Annotated in this window: 30 protein-coding genes; 23 read left to right on the top strand and 7 right to left on the bottom strand. The window is 42.5% G+C overall.

Features of this window, described 5'->3' with window-relative positions; genetic code table 11:
- Positions 1-132 precede the first annotated feature (132 nt).
- The 5 genes from AC0VZ9_RS18375 (at position 133) to AC0VZ9_RS18355 (ending at position 4,997) form a co-directional block, all read left to right on the top strand.
- A complete protein-coding gene (locus tag AC0VZ9_RS18375; protein ID WP_475396598.1) occupies positions 133-921 on the top strand; it encodes an ABC transporter ATP-binding protein in 789 nt (262 codons plus the stop codon).
- Entirely contained in the window at positions 905-1,660 is a 756-nt protein-coding gene (locus tag AC0VZ9_RS18370) for an ABC transporter permease (RefSeq protein ID WP_475396597.1), read from the top strand. Before AC0VZ9_RS18375 ends, AC0VZ9_RS18370 begins: the two co-directional genes overlap by 17 nt.
- 16 nt (positions 1,661-1,676) lie before the next feature.
- Positions 1,677-2,669: an aliphatic sulfonate ABC transporter substrate-binding protein gene (locus tag AC0VZ9_RS18365; protein ID WP_009333474.1), complete on the top strand. Its 993-nt coding sequence runs from the start codon at positions 1,677-1,679 to the stop codon at positions 2,667-2,669.
- Positions 2,670-3,687: 1,018 nt separating this feature from the next.
- Entirely contained in the window at positions 3,688-4,266 is a 579-nt protein-coding gene (locus tag AC0VZ9_RS18360; protein WP_019381167.1) for a LemA family protein, read from the top strand.
- Positions 4,263-4,997 (top strand): TPM domain-containing protein, encoded by a 735-nt coding sequence (locus AC0VZ9_RS18355; RefSeq protein WP_475396596.1) that lies wholly within the window; start codon positions 4,263-4,265, stop codon positions 4,995-4,997. Before AC0VZ9_RS18360 ends, AC0VZ9_RS18355 begins: the two co-directional genes overlap by 4 nt.
- Before the next feature lie 47 nt (positions 4,998-5,044).
- On the opposite strand, the gene AC0VZ9_RS18350 is transcribed toward AC0VZ9_RS18355, so the two are convergent.
- Positions 5,045-5,641 carry a class I SAM-dependent methyltransferase gene (locus tag AC0VZ9_RS18350; RefSeq protein ID WP_386850117.1) on the bottom strand — a complete coding sequence of 199 codons (597 nt, stop codon included), beginning with the start codon at positions 5,639-5,641 and terminating at the stop codon, positions 5,045-5,047.
- A 129-nt stretch (positions 5,642-5,770) separates the two neighbouring features.
- On the opposite strand from AC0VZ9_RS18350, the gene cdaS reads away from it, so the two are divergent.
- Complete coding sequence (gene cdaS, locus AC0VZ9_RS18345; RefSeq protein ID WP_475396595.1) at positions 5,771-6,370, top strand: sporulation-specific diadenylate cyclase CdaS; 600 nt, start codon at positions 5,771-5,773, stop codon at positions 6,368-6,370.
- A gap of 28 nt (positions 6,371-6,398) precedes the next feature.
- On the opposite strand, the gene AC0VZ9_RS18340 is transcribed toward cdaS, so the two are convergent.
- Complete coding sequence (locus tag AC0VZ9_RS18340) at positions 6,399-6,557, bottom strand: hypothetical protein (protein ID WP_009333479.1); 159 nt, start codon at positions 6,555-6,557, stop codon at positions 6,399-6,401.
- A 101-nt stretch (positions 6,558-6,658) separates the two neighbouring features.
- Between AC0VZ9_RS18340 and AC0VZ9_RS18335 the strand changes: the two genes are divergently transcribed.
- On the top strand, positions 6,659-7,330 hold the full coding sequence (locus AC0VZ9_RS18335) for an SOS response-associated peptidase (protein ID WP_019381170.1): 672 nt from the start codon (positions 6,659-6,661) through the stop codon (positions 7,328-7,330).
- A gap of 189 nt (positions 7,331-7,519) precedes the next feature.
- On the opposite strand, the gene AC0VZ9_RS18330 is transcribed toward AC0VZ9_RS18335, so the two are convergent.
- Positions 7,520-7,981 carry a DinB family protein gene (locus AC0VZ9_RS18330; RefSeq protein ID WP_009333481.1) on the bottom strand — a complete coding sequence of 154 codons (462 nt, stop codon included), beginning with the start codon at positions 7,979-7,981 and terminating at the stop codon, positions 7,520-7,522.
- Between the two features lie 187 nt (positions 7,982-8,168).
- Here AC0VZ9_RS18330 and AC0VZ9_RS18325 point away from each other — a divergent pair, with 187 nt between their 5' ends.
- Positions 8,169-10,292: a peptidoglycan D,D-transpeptidase FtsI family protein gene (locus tag AC0VZ9_RS18325; RefSeq protein ID WP_475396594.1), complete on the top strand. Its 2,124-nt coding sequence runs from the start codon at positions 8,169-8,171 to the stop codon at positions 10,290-10,292.
- A gap of 46 nt (positions 10,293-10,338) precedes the next feature.
- Here AC0VZ9_RS18325 and AC0VZ9_RS18320 read toward each other — a convergent pair whose 3' ends face one another.
- Positions 10,339-10,518 (bottom strand): hypothetical protein, encoded by a 180-nt coding sequence (locus AC0VZ9_RS18320; protein WP_009333483.1) that lies wholly within the window; start codon positions 10,516-10,518, stop codon positions 10,339-10,341.
- A gap of 226 nt (positions 10,519-10,744) precedes the next feature.
- On the opposite strand from AC0VZ9_RS18320, the gene AC0VZ9_RS18315 reads away from it, so the two are divergent.
- Complete coding sequence (locus AC0VZ9_RS18315; RefSeq protein WP_019381172.1) at positions 10,745-11,026, top strand: hypothetical protein; 282 nt, start codon at positions 10,745-10,747, stop codon at positions 11,024-11,026.
- A 67-nt stretch (positions 11,027-11,093) separates the two neighbouring features.
- On the top strand, positions 11,094-11,333 hold the full coding sequence (locus AC0VZ9_RS18310) for a hypothetical protein (protein ID WP_475396593.1): 240 nt from the start codon (positions 11,094-11,096) through the stop codon (positions 11,331-11,333).
- Positions 11,334-11,620: 287 nt separating this feature from the next.
- On the opposite strand, the gene AC0VZ9_RS18305 is transcribed toward AC0VZ9_RS18310, so the two are convergent.
- Positions 11,621-12,133: a DUF3231 family protein gene (locus AC0VZ9_RS18305; RefSeq protein ID WP_475397515.1), complete on the bottom strand. Its 513-nt coding sequence runs from the start codon at positions 12,131-12,133 to the stop codon at positions 11,621-11,623.
- A 159-nt stretch (positions 12,134-12,292) separates the two neighbouring features.
- Here AC0VZ9_RS18305 and AC0VZ9_RS18300 point away from each other — a divergent pair, with 159 nt between their 5' ends.
- The gene (locus AC0VZ9_RS18300; RefSeq protein WP_019381175.1) at positions 12,293-12,607 is read left to right on the top strand and encodes a hypothetical protein; all 315 of its coding nucleotides are present in this window, start codon (positions 12,293-12,295) and stop codon (positions 12,605-12,607) included.
- A gap of 21 nt (positions 12,608-12,628) precedes the next feature.
- Here AC0VZ9_RS18300 and AC0VZ9_RS18295 read toward each other — a convergent pair whose 3' ends face one another.
- Together AC0VZ9_RS18295 and AC0VZ9_RS18290 are read right to left on the bottom strand one after the other, a co-directional pair.
- Positions 12,629-12,859, bottom strand: a complete 231-nt coding sequence (locus AC0VZ9_RS18295; RefSeq protein WP_009333492.1) for a hypothetical protein — start codon at positions 12,857-12,859, stop codon at positions 12,629-12,631.
- A gap of 35 nt (positions 12,860-12,894) precedes the next feature.
- Positions 12,895-13,224: a hypothetical protein gene (locus AC0VZ9_RS18290; RefSeq protein ID WP_009333494.1), complete on the bottom strand. Its 330-nt coding sequence runs from the start codon at positions 13,222-13,224 to the stop codon at positions 12,895-12,897.
- A gap of 237 nt (positions 13,225-13,461) precedes the next feature.
- Between AC0VZ9_RS18290 and AC0VZ9_RS18285 the strand changes: the two genes are divergently transcribed.
- The 12 genes from AC0VZ9_RS18285 (at position 13,462) to AC0VZ9_RS18230 (ending at position 23,770) form a co-directional block, all read left to right on the top strand.
- Positions 13,462-14,544, top strand: a complete 1,083-nt coding sequence (locus AC0VZ9_RS18285) for a hypothetical protein (protein ID WP_009333496.1) — start codon at positions 13,462-13,464, stop codon at positions 14,542-14,544.
- Positions 14,531-16,699 carry a molybdopterin oxidoreductase family protein gene (locus AC0VZ9_RS18280; protein ID WP_009333498.1) on the top strand — a complete coding sequence of 723 codons (2,169 nt, stop codon included), beginning with the start codon at positions 14,531-14,533 and terminating at the stop codon, positions 16,697-16,699. The genes AC0VZ9_RS18285 and AC0VZ9_RS18280 overlap by 14 nt, the downstream gene beginning before the upstream one ends.
- The gene (locus AC0VZ9_RS18275; protein ID WP_256815301.1) at positions 16,700-17,260 is read left to right on the top strand and encodes a 4Fe-4S dicluster domain-containing protein; all 561 of its coding nucleotides are present in this window, start codon (positions 16,700-16,702) and stop codon (positions 17,258-17,260) included.
- A gap of 12 nt (positions 17,261-17,272) precedes the next feature.
- Positions 17,273-17,797 (top strand): Rieske (2Fe-2S) protein, encoded by a 525-nt coding sequence (locus AC0VZ9_RS18270; RefSeq protein WP_009333501.1) that lies wholly within the window; start codon positions 17,273-17,275, stop codon positions 17,795-17,797.
- On the top strand, positions 17,787-17,978 hold the full coding sequence (locus AC0VZ9_RS18265; RefSeq protein ID WP_009333503.1) for a hypothetical protein: 192 nt from the start codon (positions 17,787-17,789) through the stop codon (positions 17,976-17,978). Before AC0VZ9_RS18270 ends, AC0VZ9_RS18265 begins: the two co-directional genes overlap by 11 nt.
- A gap of 5 nt (positions 17,979-17,983) precedes the next feature.
- Complete coding sequence (locus AC0VZ9_RS18260; RefSeq protein WP_009333504.1) at positions 17,984-18,295, top strand: hypothetical protein; 312 nt, start codon at positions 17,984-17,986, stop codon at positions 18,293-18,295.
- On the top strand, positions 18,282-18,557 hold the full coding sequence (locus tag AC0VZ9_RS18255; protein WP_009333505.1) for a hypothetical protein: 276 nt from the start codon (positions 18,282-18,284) through the stop codon (positions 18,555-18,557). The genes AC0VZ9_RS18260 and AC0VZ9_RS18255 overlap by 14 nt, the downstream gene beginning before the upstream one ends.
- Positions 18,558-18,562: 5 nt before the next feature.
- Entirely contained in the window at positions 18,563-20,071 is a 1,509-nt protein-coding gene (locus AC0VZ9_RS18250; protein WP_019381179.1) for a nitrate/nitrite transporter, read from the top strand.
- 34 nt (positions 20,072-20,105) lie between these two features.
- A complete protein-coding gene (locus tag AC0VZ9_RS18245) occupies positions 20,106-20,756 on the top strand; it encodes a sensor histidine kinase (protein ID WP_009333507.1) in 651 nt (216 codons plus the stop codon).
- Between the two features lie 167 nt (positions 20,757-20,923).
- Positions 20,924-21,577, top strand: a complete 654-nt coding sequence (locus AC0VZ9_RS18240) for a response regulator (RefSeq protein WP_009333508.1) — start codon at positions 20,924-20,926, stop codon at positions 21,575-21,577.
- On the top strand, positions 21,567-22,019 hold the full coding sequence (locus AC0VZ9_RS18235) for a GAF domain-containing protein (protein WP_009333509.1): 453 nt from the start codon (positions 21,567-21,569) through the stop codon (positions 22,017-22,019). Before AC0VZ9_RS18240 ends, AC0VZ9_RS18235 begins: the two co-directional genes overlap by 11 nt.
- A gap of 23 nt (positions 22,020-22,042) precedes the next feature.
- Positions 22,043-23,770, top strand: a complete 1,728-nt coding sequence (locus tag AC0VZ9_RS18230; protein WP_475396592.1) for a PAS domain-containing sensor histidine kinase — start codon at positions 22,043-22,045, stop codon at positions 23,768-23,770.
- Positions 23,771-23,808: the final 38 nt, after the last annotated feature.

The following is a 23,808-nucleotide window of genomic DNA, read 5'->3' as shown; positions in this document are numbered from 1 at the left end:
GGAGGCTTTTTATTTGATTAAGCCCAATTTTAAAAATATTTATTGTAATGGTTGACATGCAAGGTGAATACTTTATAATTACAAGTAATCCGAGTAAATTAATGAGATTTATAGGAATAGGTGATTTTTAAAATGTTCATTGAGATAAACGATGTGAATAAACAATATAGCGATAAAGAAAATCGTCCTGTTGACGTCTTGAAAGATATTAATTTATCCATTGAGAAAGGCCAGTTTGTTTCAATTTTAGGCCCTTCAGGATGCGGAAAGTCAACACTTCTTTCAATCGTCGCAGGGCTGACTAAAACAACTTCAGGCCACATTCAAATCGATGGCAAAGCCATAACAAAGCCCGGAAAAGACAGGGGAATGGTGTTCCAGCAGGCAGCCTTATTCCCTTGGCTGACAGTCATGGAAAATGTCACGTTTCCGCTGAAAAAAGAAATGAAGAAGAAAGATGCAGAGGAAACAGCACTTAAGTATCTGCAAATGGTTCAGCTGGGAAAATATATATCCCATTATCCTCATGAACTTTCTGGAGGAATGCAGCAGAGGGTGGCGATCGCGAGAGCACTTGCGATGAACCCGGAAACACTCTTAATGGATGAACCATTCGGAGCTCTTGATGAACAGACCCGTTCGCGTCTGCACGGACAGCTGGAAAACATTTGGACTGAGACGAAGAAAACCATTCTTTTTGTTACTCATAGCATCTCAGAATCTATTAAACTGTCAGATCGAATCATTGTTATGGGAACAAAGCCGGGAATCATTTTACAGGATATAACGGTTGATATACCCAGACCCCGTGAAGAACACAAAAAAGAAATGCTCGAGATTGAAGACCACATTATGAAATACCTGAAGAAGGAAATTGATAAAGTTATAAGTGAGGAACTCCAATATGCAAACAACCATTAAAAGGATTATATTTTTTGCAGCCATCATTGCATTTTGGGAGATTGGGTCACGGCTTGAACTTTGGCATCCTCTGATTTTCCCTTCCCTTTCCAGTGTATTCAGTGCTCTTGTTGAAGGGTTTCAGGATAAAACTCTCATTTATGATTTAATCGCCAGTTTTAAGAGGCTCGCAGTCGGTCTGGCTATCAGCCTTGTCATTGGCACATTGATTGGCATTCTCCTTGGAAAATCCAAAACAGCTGATGAAACACTGGGTGCAGTCATCCTTGCCTTGCAAAGTGTTCCCAGCATCGTATGGCTGCCGATCGCGATTATGTGGTTTGGATTAAATGAAAAGGCTGTTATTTTTGTAACCATACTTGGCGGTACATTTGTAATGGCTCTGAACATGCGAACAGGCATAAAAAATGTTTCACCATTATATATCAAGGCAGCTCAGACTATGGGAGCGAATGGAATTGACTTATTCACAAGAGTCATCTTTCCGGCATCCATTCCATACGTTGTCACTGGTTCACGACTTGCCTGGGCATTTGCCTGGCGTGCATTGATGGCGGGTGAGCTTTTAAGCACAGGACCAGGATTGGGCTACACACTTCGATATGCTTCAGACTTTGGAAGAATGGACATCGTAATCGGTGTCATGATTATTATTGGAGCTATCGGAATGATTGTTGACCAGTTTATATTCCAGCGCATTGAAAAATCAGTCATAAAAAAATGGGGACTTGAGTCTTAATTTTGGAGGGGTATAAATGAAAAAGGCTATTTTATGGGTTGCTATATTATTTACTTTCACCGGGCTGCTTGCCGGATGCGGATCATCTGAGAAGAGCAGCGGAGGAGAAGACAAGATTGTCATCGGCTATTTCCCGAATATCAATCATGTGCCAGCAATGGTTGCGAAAGATCAAGGCTATTTTGAGAAACAGCTTGGCGATGGTACTAAGGTAGAATATAAGACGTTTGCTGAAGGCGGTTCATTCATGACTGCCCTGAAAACAGGCGATATTGATGCAGGACTAGTAGGACCCGGACCAGCAATGAACAACTTCTCAACCGGAGCTGATGTTAAAATTATCGCCGGTGCCTCAACTGGCGGAACAGTTGTCCTTGCCAGAGAAGGAGTAGAAATTAACTCACTTGAAGACTTCCAGGGAAAAACGTTTATTACACCTGGCGTGGGCTGTACACATGATGTCCAGTATGAGACATATCTTGAAGAAGCCGGCATCACTTCAGCTCGCATTGGCGGTACCATGAAGCATTTGACAGGCAACCCTGCACAATATGCAAGTATGCTGAAAACAGGTAAAGTCGATATTGCAGTTGCTCCCGAACCATGGGCAGCAGTCATTGAACAGGAAACAAACGCTGAAGTCGTAATTGGCTGGGATGAAGTATCCTTCGGTGAAACACTTCCGGCATCAGTATTGGTTGCTACTGGTGATGCTGTGAAGAACAGCCCGGAAAAAGTACAGAAAATCGTTGATGCACATAAAGATGCAGTTAAATTTATCGAAGAAAATCCTGAAGAAGCAAAAGCAATTACTATCAAAGACATTAAAGAAGTGACTGGCCAGGAACTGGAAAAAGAAGTCGTAGACCGCGCCTGGGAAAGAATCGGGTTCACTTACGATGTTGATGCAGACACCATCCAGGAATTTGCAGATTCATCCTACACTTTAAAATTCCTGAAAGATAAACCTGAATTCAGTGAACTGATTGCGAACAATTTTATTAAATAATCATACTTGAACCGGGGCCCGGATGGGTTCCGGTTTTTGTTGTATTATAGGGATTATTTGGTGCAATTTTGAAAAGGGGACAGCGCGAAAAAGAGACACGGAGGCTCGAATAACCTGCTGGATGACGCGAGTATGGGTAAGTTAAACGCATAAACATTGTGATAGCGCAAAAAATTAAAAGATCAGTGCAATACCCTGTCCTGGAGACGCAATTTAAGTCAGACATGAAGCAATAATGATAGATAATTACGCGATTACTCTTGATATTGTAAAAAGTCATATGCACGAAACCTACAAGAATTCGCGCTTTAAAGTAATGTATCCGCCCGAACCTGAAGCCTGCCACCCCCCGCGCAGAAAGAGCCTGGCCGCGCGTAAATCATCCAAATCCGCGCACAAAAGTAATAATCCCGCGCAAAACAGAAGCCAGCCTGCGCAAAAAAACGTGCCCCCGCGCAGAAAAGGAGCCCACCCGCGCGTAAATCATCCAAATCCGCGCACAAAAGTAATAATCGCGCGCAAAACAGAAGCCAGCCCGCGCAAAAAAACGTGCCCCCCGCGCAGAAGGAGCCCGGCCGCGCGTAAATCATCCAAATCCGCGCACAAAAGGAATAATCCCGCGCAAAACTGAAGCCAGCCCGCGCAAGAAAACGTGCCCCCGCGCAGAAGGAGCCCACCCGCGCGTAAATCATCCAAATCGGCGCATTAAGGTAGTAATCCCGCGCCAAACAAAAGGAAGCCCGCGCAAAAAAACGTGCCCCCGCGCAGAAAGAGCCCGGCCGCGCGCACGTAAATCATCCAAATCCGCGCACAAAAGAAATAATCCCGCGCAAAACAGAAGCCAGCCCGCGCAAAAAAACGTGCCCCCGCGCAGAAAAGGAGCCCACCCGCGCGTAAATCATCCAAATCCGCGCGAGCTTAACAACATCAGCAAACCAATCTCCAGGTTTAACTTTCACCCCAAAAAGGAAAAATACCATGCAAGTGACAAAACAACTTAGAAACAGGAGTGACGCAAATGAAAAAAGGTATGGGAGTTTTAATTGCCGTTATTGCGGCAGTAGTCATAGCAGGCATGATGCTGATGTCCAGTTATAACAGGTTTGTAAGTGCTGAGGAAAATGTGGATCAGGCTTATTCTCAAATTGAGAACCAGCTGCAGAGAAGGCTGGATTTGATTCCTAATCTGGTAAATACAGTAAAGGGATATGCTGCTCACGAGAAGGAGACAATTCAGGCTATATCAGATGCTCGTGCGAGATTGGCGGGAGCGGGGTCCCCTGAAGAGGAAGCAGCTGCAAACGCCGAGCTGTCAAGCGCTTTGAGCCGTCTGCTTGTAGTGGTGGAGAACTATCCAAATTTAAAAGCGGATAAGCAGTTTACCCAATTAATGGACGAGCTTGCGGGCACAGAAAATCGGATTTCGGTTGCCCGAAAGGATTATAACGACCAGGTTGCCGTATATAACAAACAAGTAAAAAGGTTCCCGGGTGCAATTGTTGCAGGGATAACCGGCTTTGATGAAAAAGAGTATTTTAGGGCGGATCCGCTGGCGAACGAAGCACCTGATGTTGACTTTGGAGGCAATGGGGAATGATCATCCGCTGGGTCTCTTTGGCCCTTCTTTTCGCAAATTTAATAATGGGGGCAATCCCAGTCCATGCAGATGAATCCATACCGCAGCCTGCTGGAGATATTTATGTCCAGGATTTTGCGGAGGTTCTGAATGACCAGGAAAAAACTGAATTGAATAACCTGGGGAGGCAATTGGAAGATAAGACATCTGCACAGGTTGCAGTGTTAACTGTTGGAACTACTGGAGACAGACCGATTGAAGAATATGCTAATGAAGCTTTCCGGTCTTATGGCATAGGCAGTGCCGCAGAGAATAATGGTGTCCTCTTGGTTGTTGCCATGGAGGATCGGAAGGTGCGGATTGAGGTTGGTTATGGGCTTGAAGGCCAAATTCCCGATGGAAAAGCAGGCAGGATTCTGGATGACGTCACCCTTCCATATCTCCAGGATGGCGAGCCTAACAGAGCTGTAATTGAAACCTATAAGGTGCTTGTACAGGAAGCTGCCGGGGAAGAAGTGAATTTAGGCGGCGATTATGCTGATGCCGGAACACAGGATAGAGGCATTGGCATACCGTCCTGGCTGATAATTTTAATTGTTGTTGGATTATTATTTCTGGACATTAAATTTTTTGGAGGAGCCTTTTCTTACGCCATCCTTTCCATTCTCTCAAGAGGTGGAAGTGGCGGTGGCGGTCCCCGGGGAGGGGGAGGCGGTTCTTCCGGCGGAGGAGGAGCCAGCCGAGGCTGGTGATAAATTGAAAAAGAGCGGGAGCTGCAATCTCCCGCTCTTTTTTATTATTATTTAATTGCAGTTACACAAACGGTTAATACGGGGCGGGCTTCTTTATAAGAAATGGAAATAGAATGGAAACCTGCCGCTTCCATATCAGTTTTGATCACCTGTCCGAGATTTTTGGCAATGGTGTCATCTGCTCCTTCTTCTCTTGGCTGGACGGTGATGGCAATTATTCCGTCTTCCTCAAGCATCCCATAGAGATACTGAAGAGACTCTCTTGGTTTTGTCCATAAAGGATAATTGTTTACTGAAAATATCTTATTATACGTTTTATCAGGGAAGTAATCGTGTATATCTTTTACGAACAATCTGACCTTTCCCTGACGGATATACTCATCATTCAGTTTGGCTGCTGAAGCCTTCATATCTTCGGATACATCAACTCCATCCGTTTCTGCATGGCGGAAGTGATCCATTATATGCCTGATGCTGTAGCCAGGGCCAAAGCCTACTTCTAAAATAGAGTCCCTGCGATTAATCTTTAATTGCTGTATTGTCCATTTGTTAATCTTGCGGTTCTCAAAATACATGATTTTTCCAGCAAGCTTCCCAAGTAATCCTGCGGGTTTCTGAAATTGTTTTGCTAATATATCGAACATGTCCCTCACCTCGTTGCTTAATACTTATATTTAGTCCCTTTAAAGCAGTCCTAAACCTATTCCGTAAAATGGATAAATAATTTTTAACTGGAAAAGGTACTAATATGAATTAAGATTGGAGGAAGTCCGGTGATTTATGGCGAAGATCAATACCGAAAAGATTTAAACCGGTATATTGACAATATCGACAGTCAGATTCATTCTATTTCCAAAACGCTAGAGGACTTCAGCTGCTGTATTTTATCTGATTTCGAGAACTTGCAGAGGGCGGTAACGGAGGCTCACACAATTGCTTCGACATATTATCTTCAGTCATATTTATCGCCGTATACCAAGGAATATTCGAGCTTATCATTGGCCGCCCAGCATTTATCGAAAAAAAGGCATGGCGGGCTTATTGTTGTGGAGAGAAGGCTGCCTATAGGCGATTACCTTCATAATGGGACTCCTATTGGAGCAAAAGTAAGCAGCACTTTGCTCGAAACCATTTTTTATCCTGGAAACCCATTGCATGACGGGGGTATTCTAATAAAAGAAGATACCATTATTTCTGCAGGCAACATCCTGCCTCTTGCCAATAAAACCATTGAGGGGAAAAAATTTGGGACAAGGCATAGAGCGGCAATGGGACTTACGGAAAAATCAGATGCTGTTGCTATTGTAGTTTCAGAGGAAACAGGCCGTATTTCTTTTGCAGTGGAAGGACAGCTGTATACAATCAGGACATGAAAATCCCCCTAAAATGGGGGATTTGTCATTATGACTTCTTATTAATTTGCTTTCCGCTTTTTTTCTGGCTTTGAGATTTATCATTTCCTGCCTGAAACTCGCTTCCCAGTTCAACATCGTTTCGTTTATCCTGTTTTTCAATTTGGGCTCTCGTTTGATTTGCATTTTGTCTGCCTTGTTTTGTCATATTTCATTCCTCCCTGTAAAAATAGCTGACAGTTTTAATATGCGCTATATCCGGGAATAGATGAACATTATATTGCTATTGACTTAAAAGAGGTGATTATATTGTGCGGCCGGTTTACACTAACAGAAACCATCGAAAAACTTCAGCTGCTGTTTGAATTTGAATATGCAGAGGGAGAGGTTTTACCCAGATATAATATCGCGCCAAGCCAGAATATCTTAACCATCATTGGAGATGGTAAACAGCGGATCGGCAGACAGATGAAATGGGGACTGGTCCCCTACTGGGCTAAAGACGAAAAAATTGCTTACAAAATGATAAACGCAAGAGCGGAAGGCATCGACTCGAAACCCAGCTTTAAAGCTCCTTTTAAAAGCAAAAGGTGCTTAATCCTTGCAGATGGCTTTTATGAATGGAAGAAAACCGAAGAAGGTAAACAGCCGTACCGGTTCATTATGAAAGATGATAAGCCGTTTGCCTTTGCAGGCATTTGGGATTCATGGCATAAAGGAGAAAATCCTCTAACGAGCTGTACAATTATTACAACGGGGCCAAATGAAGTAACCGAAGATGTTCATGACCGAATGCCGGTGATATTAAAGGAAAGCGATTTTGAGGACTGGCTTAATCCTCGTTTTAATGACACTGAATACCTGAAGTCATTGCTTGAACCTTATCCGGCTGAAAAAATGGATAAGTATCCGGTATCAAATAAAGTGAATTCACCAAAAAATGAGCTGGCAGAATTAATTTCTCCCCTTAATAGTTTTTAAAACGGACGCGGCGACGCGTCCGTTTTTTCAAAATGATAAGAAATTATAACTTTTAACTTTGAGTACTGTCTAGCTCCAGCGCCTACCTTCTCGAGGAGTCGGGGGTGAGCGCCAAGGGAAAGCTTCCTTGGATGTTCTTCGCAGTAACAAGCGCTTTGGCTTGTTTCGAAGGCGCTTCCGCTTTTCTTATCATCTGCTCACAAACATCGGAAGCTCCGTATGGCCCATTTCACGTACGTAGACAAACAAATTTCCTTTATGATGAATTTCATGATCCATTGCAAGCTGCAGCAGCTGGATGCCGGTAAATTCCATTCCAAATATCCGTGACATATCAATCGTTCTTTCTAACTCATCATTTGTTAATGATGAAATGATCTCAATGGTTTTTTCTGTGTAGTTTTCAGCGGCTTCAGAAAGGTTTGGGGCAATTTCTTCGAATTTCTCGCCAAACACTGCAGGGCTGCCTTCTTTTACTGTTTTGGAAAACATATAAAAAGAAGTAAGCATATGTGTTACAAGCTTGCCGGCCGCCATGCTTGTTTCAGTTGGTTTGTAGTCATAGTTATTTTCATCAATCTTCTTGATTAACTCATTAGTCACCTTTCTGTGAGATAAAAAATAGTTCAGAAATTTTTGTGCTCTTTCCATATTAAAGACCTCCTAAAAAAATTATCAGATTAACATTTCCACTTAACCTCTTTAAATACCTTTATATTTCAAAATATGTTTTGGACTGGCAGGGATTTTACAAAAACCGTGGAATTATTTAACAGGGGAAGATTTGGAAGAATCTCTATTATACAGACATAATGTTCATAAGGGGGGAGATTCGTACATGGGGAAAAAGAAGAAAAAGAAAAGCCATGTGCCTTTTAGGGTCAATTTATTGTTTTTTGCTGTTTTTGTTTTGTTTTCAGTACTAATCTTAAGACTTGGCGTTGTCCAGATTGTAAATGGTGAGACATACAAAAAAGAAGTGGACAGGACGGAAGATGTCATCGTAGCTAATCCGGTTCCAAGGGGAAGGATGCTTGACAGGAACCATCAGGTTATTGTGGATAATATTCCAAAGAGTGCGATTACGTATACAAATCGGAATACCAAACAGAAAGAAATGCTTCAGGTGGCAGAGCGGCTGGCCATTCTGATTGATAAAAAGACGGATAAAGTGACGGAACGAGATAAGAAGGATCATTGGATTCTAAAAAATCCTGATGCTGTCCGGGATAAAATAACTGATAAGGAATGGAAGCTGTTTAAAGAGAACAAATTGGATGATAAGCAAATTTATGAGATGCAGCTTAAGAGAATTACAGACGAAGATCTGAAACAGCTGAGCAAGCAGGATCTGGAAGTGCGGGCAATCTTCCGGGAATTTACGAGCGGTTATGCCATGACGCCGCAAATAGTCAAAAATGAGGATGTATCAAGTAAAGAATATGCTGCGGTAAGCGAGAACCTTCAATATCTTCCAGGGGTCAATACAACTACTGACTGGGATCGAACTTATGCTTTTGACAGTACGCTCCAGACAGTCCTGGGGAAGGTTACAGATACAAACGAAGGGCTGCCGCAGGAAAGGCTGGATTATTTTCTGGCCAGGGACTACAGCAGAAATGAACGCGTAGGTAAGAGCTATCTCGAAATGCAATATGAGGATGTTCTGCATGGCCAAAAATCAAAGGAAAAGCTTATTACTAAAAAAGGAGAAATTCTCGGAAGTGAACTGGTTTCTCAGGGCCAAAGAGGCAAGGATCTTGTTCTGACGATTGATATGGATCTGCAGAAGGCTGTGGAAAAAATATTGGAAGAGGAAATTTGGGCTGCAAAAAGGACTCGGGGAACATATTTAATGGATCGTGCGTTTGTCGTCCTAATGAATCCGCATACTGGCGAAGTTCTGACGATGGCAGGGAAAATGATAGACAAAGATGATGATGGCAAAACGGTTCTGCAGGATTATGCGCTGGGTACGATTGCCTCTTCTTATAATGTGGGATCCTCTGTAAAAGGGGCAACCGTTTTAACAGGATATAAAACCGGTGCAATTTCACCCGGGACTGCATTTTTAGATGCACCAATGAAAATTGCAGGTACACCACAGGTGAAAAAATCGTGGTTTAACTTTCAGGCAATCATGAACGAAACAAGGGCTTTGCGTATATCCTCAAACGTATATATGTTCAAAACAGCAATTGAAATTGCGGATGCGCGGTATGCTTATGATCAGCCTCTGGGATTTAAAAACCCTAATGCATTTGAAGACATGAGAGAGTCATTCGGCCAATTTGGCCTCGGAGTCAGAACTGGCATCGATTTGCCGAATGAGGCAATAGGCTATGAAGGACCGCTTCGCTTGCCGGGATTTCTATTAGACCTTGCAATCGGACAGTATGATACCTACACTCCGATGCAAATGGCGCAATATATATCAACGATTGCAAATGGCGGCTATCGTATCCAGCCGCGCCTTGTAAAAGAAATCCGTGAGCCCGCCACAGAGCAGGAGGAGCTTGGCCGGATCTGGAAGGATATTCAGCCAACTGTCTTAAATACGATAGATGTAAGTGATAGAGAACTAAACACTGTCAAAGAAGGATTAAGACAGGTGATGCAGCATCCTGAAGGGACTGCATATCGAAGGTTCGCAGATGCGCCATATTCTCCAGCAGGAAAAACAGGTACAGCGGAAGCATTTTATGATGGCCCTCTCAAAAAAAAGGGAGATGCATTAATAGATGTTATGAACTTGAGCCTTGTTGCCTATGCACCCCATAATAATCCAGAAATCGCCATGTCTGTCATTGTTCCATGGGCATACCAGGGAAGAAGCGGACATACAGCCAATTATGAAATTGGCAGAAAAGTATTAGATGCCTATTTTGAGCTGAAAAAGAAGCGGATGTCCGGACAGGAACAGTCGGCAGAAGAAGATTCTGAAACAGAAGAATCTAATTAAATATGAGTTTTAGCGGCCAATACTTGCTGGACAAAAAAGCCTTTCCTTATTGGGAATGGCTTTTTTTATACTTGAATTTATTTTTTAAGTGATGCAGTTTTTGTTTAATTAAAACCGGTTTGCCGCTTTTTCCGAAGACTTTACGATTCACCGCAAATTGAATCGTTTCTTCCAAAATAGCGAGGATAATAATAGGGATGAAGATTACCAGAATCCAGAACCACATGCCTCTGCTCCTTTCGTCTGATCGGCATACAATTTATTTATATTCAGGATTGAAATGATAATGATATTTATGGGAAAATCAGCCATGTATTTTTTGGACCGAACAATGTCCTGGTTATTTTCTTAAATAACCTATTATTTCTGAAATAAACTTCTGCTTTTTTAAAGGTTCTGTGTAGTTTAATGAAAAGGCATTCGGGAAAATAGCTTAAAAAGGAGGTCCTGACATGAAAACAATAAATGTAGAGCTTCAGTATGATGATCAGGAAATGAATAATACTCAGACAAAGGTATTTGATCAATTGAAGAACCAGCTCGAAGGAACAGGATTTAAAGTGGTAACGATTATGGAAAATGATCAATATCTAAAGGAGCACTCAGGTCTACCCAATCAAAAGAAAAACAAAGTGCTGCCATCTCAGCCTGAAGGAGCAGAACCTGATATCAATTCCAGCGGTGCCGGCGGTATGGTCTCCCCTGATTCCAGTGAAAGCAAATACTCTGAGTAAGTTACATGAGCCTTAGTCACATTCCGGACTAAGGTTTTTTTATTTTTAAAAAGGAATTAATACGCGTTTGGATAGAATTTACAAAAATAGAGAATTTGTTTGGAGGAGGGGCATTTATGAGTCAAAAGCTCTTAAGAGTGGGAATGGTCACATACCTGTCAGAAATGTAATGGATTCTTTAAACTGGTACACAGAGAATCTTGGAGCAGCAAAAAGTTTTAGGGATGAAAAGGGAAAAATGGCCATAATCAATATGGCAAGCCAAAGCTTTTTCCTTTTGGAAACACCTCAAAGAGGAAAGTCTTAATTTTAAGGGTTCTGACGGAAGATTGCGATTTTGTTTAACCTTTGAACTCAATGGAATAACAGAGCTCGAAAACTTGCATCGGGAACTTTTTGAGAAGGAAGTAAATACAGGAGCTATCGAAAATCGCGGGCATCCTGGCAGGAATTTTGTATCTTCTGACCCGGACGGCATCTTGTTTGATGTATGGAGTGAACTGAGCCCAAGTTTTAAGAAATAACCTTTTAGGAAAGAGAGCAGACAATGGACTCTGCTCTCTTTTTACATATGGACATCTCTCCAGCAAATCCTTAGCAATTATCCGATTTGTGAAGATGTAGCGGCGGAGGAATAAGCCAGCCTTTTTCTTTATTCATTCGAAGAACCTTAACACCTAAAGCTGCTTTCTGAGTATGAAATTGGCCAAACATGCCTGCGATATCTTCACGGATACATTGGCCCATGATTGTACTGCAGCCAACCAATCCTGCTGCCAGGTCTCCTGCTAACTTTGCAGCTACTTCAGGATCCATGAATCGGGCACCTGGAGGGATATCATTTACACAAGCATCAGGTCTATCAGGTGGTGCGGGGGGAAGACCGATCCCGTTTTCCTTTAACATCGCCTCAATTTGTTCCTCTTCCTGCTTGCAGAGGCGGATGGCTTCTTCAAGCATTTTCTTCAAGTCCCCATCCCCAGAGTGGCTAAGCATCGTTTGGTAGGCAGAGGTCATTCCCTTTCCTGCCAGCAAGTAAGACCATGTGCTATAAACCTCGCCAAAATGCAAAGGCTCGTCCTTTGGATTTCCGCTTAAAATACCCATTGTATACCTCCTGAAAAGATTCATTTTTTGTGCCACCTTCCTTATAATGCACAGCTATATCATGCCCAACTAGCGTCTTAAAATGTCATTGAATATTAAATGGTTAAACTTCCTCAGTATGTGGTAAATATCGTATAAAAGATAGAGGAGATGAAAAACATGGACCAAACAAAAAAAACATATTATATAGATATTGAAAATGCGCAGATTTACACAGAACCAGTTGAAGCAGCCGAATGGCAGTTTAAAATTTTTGCAACAGATGAAGAATTAGCTCAGTTAAATGATTATATTAATGAGAATTATGATGCAGATCTTAAAACATTTGCCCGTGCACATGTCCCTTTCCTGGAATACCACAAAGAATCAAAAAATGATGAATATGATGCATCCATGGAAGGCATATATAAAATGATTTATGATCTGGGTGATGACAAAGCGCGGAGACATATAGAAGGGATGGGAATATTATAATCTAAAAAATGCAGCTGGTCTTTAATCGGACTGGCTGCTTTTGAAAAGATAATACATAAAAAAAGAACCGTCTCTTCTGTTTTCATCAGAATAACGGTTCTTATATTTGCTCCTGTATAATTGTTCTTTTTTGGTTTTTGTTTTTCTTGTGCGCATGTCCGCATGTGCAAATGGGCTTCGATTGCATTCAGGGTTTCTTTTTCCCTCACGTACTGCTTTTTCCCTTAACTTTTTCGCAGCTGATTTAGCCATATGACCAACTCCTTTTCAAGATTGTACCATAATGCCTAAATTGGAGGAATAATATTTGTTAACAGTAAGATAAAGAAAACAAGACCAATAAGTAAAAAGATAACCGAACCGAGAACAGCATAATTCGGTCTGAAGCTGAATTCCTCCCTTTTAGATATGAATCCAGTCATGGCACTTGCGGTGCTGTCCATAAACCTCGTAACCATACCGCCGCTGCTCGAAAACCATACAGTTAAAGCTGTAAAAACCACACCTGAAAAAAACATGATTTCGATGAATCGGATTGAAAAGGCACGTGAAGCGAGCAGGGTAATTAAAGTTTCTGCTGCTAGTGTAATGAACATTATAAATATATTTTTTTTCATTATTCCGCCTCCTATTTAGAAATACGCATGAATTTGGAAAAAGTTTCAATATTTTCGCAAGACCTTTGAAAAGGTCTTTTTTTTGTGCATTGTCTTCAGCAACATGCTCATTTAATATCCTTTCTTAAAGATAGGGGAATTTCCCCCCTCTAATGGGGAAGTTCCCCGATATTGAAAAAGTCCTCCCGCTTTTACAATAAGGTTAAGGTAATTGTTTGTGAATGAGGAGGAGTTAATATGCAGGCAAAAGCTGCAGTCAATCAAAAAACAGGAAACACATTAAACAATGCGTTTGCATCTCATTTTGCCAAGTCGATGTTTTTATCTGTTACAGCATTAGCAATTCTTTCTTTTATTGGCACTAGAATGTTTACACATGTGGATTTAAACCTGTACGGATATATGGTCGGAACGATTGTGTTTATTGGAGGGTTTTTCTATAGGTTTATTGCCTGGGGCGAAAGGCCGCCAACAAAGCTTATCCTGAAAAAAGGATTGAAGCTGCTATTTAGAAAGTCAACGCCAAAAACGTCTGTTGAGCATCTTGCAACCTACAATTTTATCTGGAATAGGGGAATTTACCGATGGACTCAGCACGTGATGATCGGCTGGGGCTGCATTTTATCCTGCTTCGTTACATTCCCTCTCGTTTTCGGATGGATGTATTTTACGATGGATGACAATGGCCATTACAACATTATTGCAATGGGCATGAAGGTAATGACTGTCCCTGCGGATGGCATCGTTGCCACCATTTCTTATAACGCGCTGAATATTACAGCAGTAATGGTAATCGCTGGAGTTTGCATGGCGCTGTACCGCCGTCTGAAAAATATGCAGGCAAGAGCAGAGCAGAAATTCCTATATGATTTCATGCCTCTTTATATGCTGCTTCTAGTCAGCATCACAGGGTTGGCTTTAACCTTTATGAATCTCTTTTTACACGGTGCAGGACAGCCGGCAATGTCATTGATCCATCAGTGGTCAGTCATCATTACACTGATTTACCTGCCATTTGGAAAGCTTGCACATATTCCTTTCCGCCCAATGAGTGTTTTGGCAAGAAACTACAGAGAACATTATGCCGAACAGGGCATGAAGGAATGCAAGGTGTGCGGAGATCAGTTTGTTTCATCAGAACAATCAAAAGATGTCGTCGATGTACTCGGCGTGAACGATATTGAATTTAAAGCAAAGGAAGGACATCATCTTGCAGAAATGTGCCTCCCTTGCAGAAGGAAATACCGGATTGCACAATTTTCCGGATTCCCCACTCATGAAGTGAAGGTCAAGGAGGCAAACCAGAATGCAAAGGGATAAGTTTTTTAAAGAAATTGAGAATCTAAACCATCCGAATGAAAAATTGATCAAAACACATTGCAGCTATTGCGGCATGCAATGCGGAATGAACTTGAGGGTTAATACACAGACAAATAAAATCATTGGGGTCGAGCCCCGGTATGACTGGCCGGTTACGGTCGGGAAAATGTGCCCTAAAGGGGTTACCGCCTACCAGCAGACCAACCACAAGGACCGCCTGCTGAAACCGCTGATCCGGGATGATGCTTCGTTGAAAGGAACCACAGAAGGGTTCCGTGAAGCAAGCTGGGATGAAGCATACGATTTAATTGCAAAAAAATTTAAAGAGCTTCAAACAGAATTCGGAAAAGATTCACTCTCCGTCTTCAGCGGGGTATCAATGACAAATGAAAAATGTTATTTGACAGGTAAATTTGCCCGTGTTGCTCTTGCAACGCGATATATTGACTATAACGGACGTTTCTGTATGTCAAGCGCTGCCGGCGGTTTCCTCCGTTCTTTCGGAGTTGATAGAGGGTCAACATTGCCTTGGACAGATATTCATGAAACAGATTGCCTGTTTATCGCTGGAAGCAATACAGCTGAATGCCATCCAACTTCCATGTTCCGCATTTGGAACGTTCAGGAAAGAGGCGGTTATATCATTGTAGTCGATCCACGGGAAACGCCAATTGCCAGAAGAGCTGACCTTCATCTCGACCTGCAGCCCGGAACAGACCTTGCACTTGCAAACGGAATTGTTAATCAATTGATTGAAATGGGCTATATAGATGAAGAGTTTATTAATAAACATACCAACGGATTTGAAGAAACAAAGGAACTTGTAAAGGATTTCACACCTGAATATACAAGTATGCTGACTGGTGTGGCGGAGGAAAAAATCATTCGTGCTGCAGAAATATTCGGAAAAGCTCCAAATGCAGTTGTCATGTTTGCACGAGGTGTTGAACAGCAGCATAAGGGTGTTGATAATGTTTCCGCCTACACCAATATGGCGCTTGTTACTGGAAAGATTGGCCGTCCGAAAGCCGGCGTAGCCACATTCACCGGTCAGGGCAATGGACAGGGCGGAAGAGAGCATGGACAGAAATCGGATTTGCTTCCAGGCTACCGAAAAATTACTAACCCGAAACATGTTGAAGAAGTATGCAGTGTTTGGGGAATTACACCTGAAGAAATGCCGCAGCCTGGTGTATCTGCTTATGAAATGATTGAGCTGATGGAGCAAAAAACGATTCGCGGTTTATACCTTCTATGTTCCAATCCTGCTGTATCTGCACCAAATCAAAATTTTGTCAGGAAAGCATTTAAGGCTCTGGATTTCATGGTATGCTCCGATTTCTACCTTTCTGAATCGGCAGAATTTGCAGATGTTGTTCTTCCTGCAGTCACATGGTCAGAAGATGAAGGAACAGTAACGAATATTGAAGGCCGAATTATTAAAATCAATAAAGCCCAGGAACCTGTTGGGGAATCGAAGCCGGACTGGCAAATACAAGTGGAGCTGGCTGAACGTTTAGGAAAAGGAAAATACTTTTCTCACCTAAAAACGGCACGAGATGTTGCAGATGAGTTCAGACTGGCTACCAAGGGCGGCTATGCTGATTACTATGGAGCTACCTGGGATAAAATCGACAAGCAGGATGGAGTTTTCTGGCCATGCAAAAATGAAAAGGATGAAGGGACACCACATATGTTCCTTGATAAGAAATTTTATCATCCGGACGGCAAAGCAAAAATATGCGCACTTCCATACCGTCCGCCAGCGGAAGAACCATGTGAAAAATATCCGCTCCGTTTAACAACTGGCCGGGTGGTTTACCATTACCTATCCGGTAATCAGACTAGAAGAATTCCATTCCTTCATGATATGTGCCCTGAACCATTTGTGGAGATCCATCCGGAAACAGCATCAAAATATAATATGGAACATGAAGAAAGGGTCCGTTTATTTACCAGAAGAGGCGAGGCCATCTATAAAGTCAAAATTACGGAAGCCATCCGCAAGGATACCGTCTTTGTTCCATACCATTTTGGACATGAGGATTCTATTAATCTATTAACAATTGCAGCATTAGATCCTATTTCCCGAATGCCTGAGTTCAAGGCATGTGCTGCACAGCTGGAAAAAGTCGAATTAAAGAAGGTGCAATAAATGAAGAAGAGGCTGTATTTAGAACTTGAAAACTGTATAGGATGCCGTTCTTGTCTGGCAGCATGTACACAATGCGGGGGGCATGAGGAGCGCAACAGAAATTATGTGTATGATGTAAATCCTCTTGTGAACCGGCAGACGATGCCTCTCATGTGCCTTCACTGTGAAAATCCGGCATGTGCCCGAAGCTGTCCGGCCCAGGCTATTCAAATTCATGAGACAGGCGCTGTGTTATCTGCACTGGTGGAAAAGTGTATTGGCTGCCAGAACTGCACAATTGCCTGCCCATATGGCATACCAAAATTTGATCAAGAGCAGAACTTAATGTACAAATGCGACCTATGTATTGACCGTACTAAAGATGGAATTCCTCCTATGTGTGCGAGTGTATGTCCATCCCACACGCTGCAATGGCTGACAGATGAAGAAATTGAAAACAAGAAGAAGCAATTTAACCTTGATAACGGCAAATGGGTAACAAGCATGCCATACCTAGAAGGCGAAACAAACGTTAAGGTAAATCTGCCGGGAATCCTGCAGGGGATTACAAAGCTGTTTTAGGAGGGATTAGGGATGTCTGATAAGAATAACAAGATTCCCTTTAATGAAGATAATTATACGCATAATATCGAACGGAATAACGAAAGAAAACTGGATAGACGCGGGTTCATGAAAACTTTGGTTGGTGCCGCCGGTGTATTTGCGGTTTCCTCCCTTCCCTGGGGGGCAGTTGCTGCCAAAGAATTAATGGGGCTTGGCGAAAAAGAATATCCTCATAAGAAAATAACTGAAGTAAGCAAGCTGCCAATCGGTGATGCAGTGGAGTTCAAGTTTCCTGGGGATCATGATGACGCCATTTTAATCCGCTTATCAGAGAACAAATATGTCGCCTATCAGAATGCGTGCACACATTTGCGCTGTCCGGTATTTTGGGTGAAGGAGCAAGGTGAAATGATCTGCCCTTGCCACCACGGCAAGTTCGATGTGGAGACTGGTTCGCCAACTGCGGGACCGCCAAGAAGGCCGCTTCCGGAAATCCAGGTTAAGGTGGAGAATGGAGCAATCTTTGCAGTGAGGGTGAAACGTTATGAAGCGTAGCTACCTGGGTGTCATCATTTTGGCCGCGATATTAATGATGAATATTGTCTTTACCCAATATATGGTCCACCAATACTATTACGAAAACTATGTAAATGTACTGATTTTCGGCGGACTGAATATTGTTCTTTTTCCCTTGGCTGTATTCGCTTATAAAAAGACGATTAACATGAGGGCGTGATTTTTATGAACAGTGAGACATATCTTGATTTTTGTTTTGTAAGAGAACAATCCGGGGATTTTGCTCCAGAAGTGGATCAGCTCCTTTCCGAACTATTCAAGGGAGTCCGCCTGAACTGGTATTTGGATGAGAAATCTCATGACGGCATGAACATTGTTGTAGCAGAGATAAAAGGAATGAGCAAATGGCAATCAGAAGAAGAAACCATTGAATTCATAGAAGAACATGCAAGTGAAACATTCTGGAAATATCTGCAGGGTTATCAAATGTATATTTACCCTGCAAAAAGAGGGTGCGGCAGCTGTGGAACTCATTAAAAAAGAAGATTTGGACCGCTTTGTCCGGCAAAATGTGCAGGTGGCAATTTTAGATGAAAAGGGAAATGACAAAGCCCCTTTTGTTCACAAAGAAATAATAAAAACCGGGCTCTGTCCGGATGGAACACATTTGCGTATTTATTTTGACCACATGAATTTTTTTGCAGTCCCGCTGACTTCCTCTGTGGAAGCATCTGATAGCAGGTGGGCTGCTTTTGATCAGGAAGCCGGATTAAAATATGTAATAAAGAAGAGAGTGTGAACACAATGATCAGAAAAATACAGCTGCCTTTGCAGACGTTAAACTTAGTAGCCGGGTTTATGGTTTGGGTGCTGATATCCTCCCTTATGCCGTTTATTAAGGAAGATATCAGTATTCCAGCCGACAAGCTAGCCCTTGTAACAGCAGTTCCGGTAATCCTTGGATCGCTGCTGCGCATTCCTCTGGGGTATTATGCTAATCAGTTTGGCGCAAGAATAATCTTTATGCTGAGCTTTATTCTATTATTATTTCCAGTCTATTATATCAGTATAGCTGATTCCATTACTGATTTACTGATCGGGGGATTATTCCTCGGTCTTGGAGGAGCGGTGTTTTCTGTCGGTGTTACATCTCTTCCAAAGTATTATCCAAAGGAGCGCCATGGGTTTGTAAATGGAATATACGGGGCAGGTAATCTTGGAACAGCCATAACCGCATTTGCGGCTCCGGTTGTTGCCACAAAGTTTGGATGGTCCCTAACCGTACAAATCTATCTTGTCCTGCTCGGAATCTTCATTGCAGCAAACTTCTTGCTTGGTGATAAAAAAGAAGTTAAAGTGCAGACTCCGCTTCTGGAACAGATTAAAGGCGTATATAAAAATGAAAAGCTGTGGCTCTTGAGCTTATTCTATTTCATTACTTTCGGATCATTTGTTGCGTTTACCATTTATCTTCCAAATTTCTTGGTTGCTCATTTTGAACTCGATAAAGTGGATGCGGGATTAAGGACAGCCGGATTCATCGTCCTTGCAACTGCCATGAGACCGATTGGCGGATGGCTTGCAGACCGTTTCCATTCTTTAATTCTTCTAATGTTTGTCTTTGGAGTATATACCATCTCTGCAGTAATTCTATCATTATCTCCGTCAATTACATGGTATACATTTGGATGCTTAAGCATTGCTCTATCAGCGGGAATTGGGAATGGTGTTATCTTTAAGCTGGTGCCTATGTACTTCCAGCAGCAGGCGGGTATCGTAAACGGAATTGTTTCCGCAATGGGCGGCCTGGGAGGGTTTTTTCCGCCACTGATCCTGACCCTGTTATTTAATATCACCGGCCATTATGCGATTGGCTTTATGGCATTGTCAGAAGTGGCGCTTGCCAGCCTGATTCTGGTTGTCTGGATGTACTTCCAAGGTAAAATGGAAATTGCGAGCCAGGTGATTGATCATACAATTGAAGGAATTCTGGTAACGGATAAGGGCGGTAAAATAATCTCTGTAAACCCTGCTTTCACAGAAATAACCGGTTACAAGGAAGAAGAAGTAGTCGGCAAAAATCCGAATATCCTTAAATCAGGGAAGCAGACTAAGGGCTTTTATCAGGACTTATGGACTTCAATCGAAAAAAATGGATTCTGGCAAGGGGAAATATGGAATTGCCGCAAAGACGGAGAAGAATATCTCCAATGGCTTACCATTAGTGCTATTAAAAATGATGCTGGAGATGTAGTCCAATATGCGGGCATGTTTAGTGACATTTCCAGCCATCGGGTAAAAAAAGCAAAGTAAAAGCAAAAATAAAGTCGTAAGGAGGAGGGGTGAAATGGAGATCCAGCCAGCAAAGAAAAATATCAGTTCCTATATTATTCAATCTCAGGAAGATGAGATCAAGCGCATCGCCCTGGAGCTTCATGAAGGGGTCGGGCAGACGCTCTACAGCTTATATACAGGCATGCAGTTCATTCAAACTGCGGTCGATCAGCCCGAGATGAAAGGCTATATTGGAGATATGGCGCAAATGATGGAAAAAACGATTCAGGAAATCAGGCTACTGGCTGTGGAATTGCATCCCCCTGCTCTGGGAACCCTCGGCCTGCTGCCGGCGCTGAAAAGTTATCTGAAATTATACACTTCCACATATGGAATAACAGTGGATCTTCAAAATGAGGGGATGGAAGTCCAAATCAATGAAAGAGAAAGCATTACTTTGTTCCGAGTTTGCCAGGAAGCTCTGGCAAACATAGCCAGGTATGCTGACACAATGAGTGCAGCCATCTTCCTGCAATGGAAACCGGGACAGCTTTCTATAAACATCGAAGACAAGGGGAAGGGCTTTGATGTTAATGCTGGAATGCAAAAATCGTCTGGTCTTGCTGCCATGATTGAAAGAATGTGTTTAATCAGCGGCAAGTGCGTCATCAGCTCCAAAATCGGTGAAGGGACTACAATAGATATCAGCCTTCCGTTATACTAAGATTATACTTAACAAGGGGCTTCGCAAAGCGGCTCCCTTGTTGCCTATAAGCACTGGAATTGTTGCTTTGTACTTCGAGAACTGTCCGGCGCAAGCAGCCTGCCCCCTCGGGCAGGCAAGGCGCTTGTGCTTTTCTCGTGCGGACAAATGGTAAAGGGGGAGCAAGGTTGATCAATATTTTACTTTGCGACGACCACGCGGTAGTCAGAATGGGTTTGAAAATGCTTTTAAATAACCATGAAGATATGCAGGTGGTCGGTGAAGCTTCGGAAGGCAACGAGGGGATTCAGCAGGCTCTTGAATTAAAGCCTGATGTGGTAGTAATGGATTTGAGCATGCCCCATGGAAAAGATGGCATGTCGGCAACGTCAGAATTGAAAAAATTAAAACCGGAAATACAGATCCTGATTTTGACCATGCATGATGATGAAGAGTACTTATTCAGAGCGATCCAAGCGGGTGCGTCCGGATGTATTTTAAAAAGTGCTCCTCATGATGAACTGCTCGCAGCAATCCGGTCTGTTGCAAGCGGGAATGCCTATTTGCATCCGTCTGCAACTAAAAGGCTGATGGAAGAATATATCGGAAGTGTAAAGCAGGGGAACACCGATACATTCAACCTGTTGTCTGACAGGGAGAAAGAGGTTCTTACTTTAATAGCCAAAGGGTTTTCCAATAAGGATATTGCTGAACAGCTTGTGATTAGTGTAAAGACAGTTGAAACCCATAAAGGTAATTTAATGGAAAAACTTCAGATGAAAACCAGGCCGGAACTAGTAGCGTATGCTTTAAAGAAAGGGCTGCTTGGTTATGGAATATAAGGGTTGCAGCCCGGGGGGAAGCGCACTTATTGATCAGGCTTGTGAAAAGGTGCTGACAGAGCTGGACTGTGATTTTGTCGGATTGGCACTGCAAAATACAGATGGCCCGGATGTAAGATGGCATTATGCTGCAGGAAATAGCAACGAAAAATATAAGCGGATTACAGTAAGGTACGGCAAAGGCATTGCAGGAAAGGTAATTTCAACCGGCAGGCCGATGTACGTAGAAAACTTCCCGGAATATGTTGCTGGAAAGGCATTGGAATACCCGATTATGCTTGCTGAAGCCCTGAAGTATGCATATGCTGTTCCCATTCATTTTAAAGGAATCCCTAAAGGGGTCTTCTTGATCGGGAACCGGTCAGGTCAGCCTATAAATGAAAACAAGCAAAACACTGCAAGGAATGCAGCGAGGACACTTGAACTAAAGCTGAATGGTTAAAAAATGCAACTGGAGGAACGTAAATGGACAGGAATAATCAGTTGCCGAAAAAGAGAGAGATTGCTCCTGATTCCAGTGATGCAACGATTCTTGTTAATAGATTTGGGGTCATCTCCTATGCGAATGAGCAGGCGCAAGAGCAATTTGGATATAGGGTAAATGAACTGCAGGGGAAGAGCCTGAAGGAACTGCTCCCTGAGATCACTCTGCATGAAACGGAAGAGGGCAAAGTGGTACACCAATATGGCCGGCATCGTAATGGTCAGGTATTTTCAATCTTTTATAGAATTAATTCTTTCATGCAAGGAGAAGAAACCTATTATTTAATCGTCTTTCATTCAGTCAAAGACCGTTCCCGATTAAAAAAGCAGCAATCATATTCATTAAAGGAATTGGTTGATCTGCAATTTGCCCTGGATGAATCAACAATTGTGGCCTTTACAGACAAAAAAGGAAAAATTACGTATGTGAATGAAAAGTTCTGTGAGGTGTCGAAATATTCTGCGTATGAGCTGGTTGGTAAAGATCATAGAATTATCAACTCATCCTACCATTCCAAAGACTTTATGCAGAAACTTTGGGAAACTATTTCGAGCGGGGAAGTCTGGCGCGGGGAAATTAAAAACAAAGCTAAAGACGGAACTTATTATTGGGTGGATACCACCATCGTTCCCTTCATTGATGACAAAGGAAAGCCATATAAATACCTGGCGATCCGGAATGAAATAACTGAATATAAGCGTGTTGTGGAGGAACTGAAAAATTCCGTAAACGAGCTGATTGATTTAAAATTTGCCCTGGATGCTTCATCCATTGTGGCAATTACAGATCAGAAAGGCACCATTACTTATGTAAATGATCAATTCTGCAGCATCTCAAAATATTCACGGGAAGAATTGCTTGGACAGGATCATAAAATTATCAACTCAGGTTACCATTCTAAAGAATATTTCAGAGATTTGTGGAAGACAATTTCTTCCGGACAGGTATGGAAAGGAGAGATCAAGAACAGAGCCAAGGATGGCACACATTATTGGGTGGATACCACCATCGTCCCATTCCTTAATGAAAAAGGGAAACCTTATCAGCATCTTGCCATTCGCCATGAAGTCACGCAAAGAAAAAATGCAGAAGAAGAGCTGCAAAAAATGATGACCAGGATCATAGAGGTTCAAGAGGATGAACGGAAAAGATTGTCTCGTGAGCTTCATGACGGAATAGGACAGAATTTGTACAGCCATCTGATTACCATTAATAGGCTTCAGGCGGAAATAAGCCACCCGCTGCTTGATCAGATGCAGGATGAGGCTGCTGAAGTCATTGAGGAGCTGAGAGACCTTTCATGGGAACTGCGTCCTTCTGTGCTTGATGATCTTGGTCTGATACCAGCGATTCGATCCTACCTGGTCCGATTTTCAGAACATCACAATATCAACGTCCATTTTGATTGCTACTTGGCTACCCGTCTTAGTTCTAATAAAGAAATCACCATCTACAGGATCATTCAGGAAGCCCTGACAAACATAAGGAAATATGCTGAAACAGATGAGGCAGCAGTCACAATCAGGCAGATGGAAGAAGAAATCCGTATAGTCATTGAAGATAAAGGCATAGGGTTCAATGTTAATGAAGTCTCCAGAGGAGTTGGTCTTTTTAGCATGGAAGAACGAGCAAAAGCTGCAGGCGGTTCCATAAATGTTTATTCAGCAGAAGCTAAAGGGACAAGAATTGTACTTGAAATACCGCTATAGAAAAAAGCTGCCTAATCCAGGCAGCTTTTCTCATTAGA

Source organism: Cytobacillus sp. QJM3NY_8 (genome assembly GCF_056173585.1).
The sequence above is the reverse complement of the archived record's forward strand: the minus strand, read 5'-3'. Positions and strand labels throughout refer to the sequence as shown.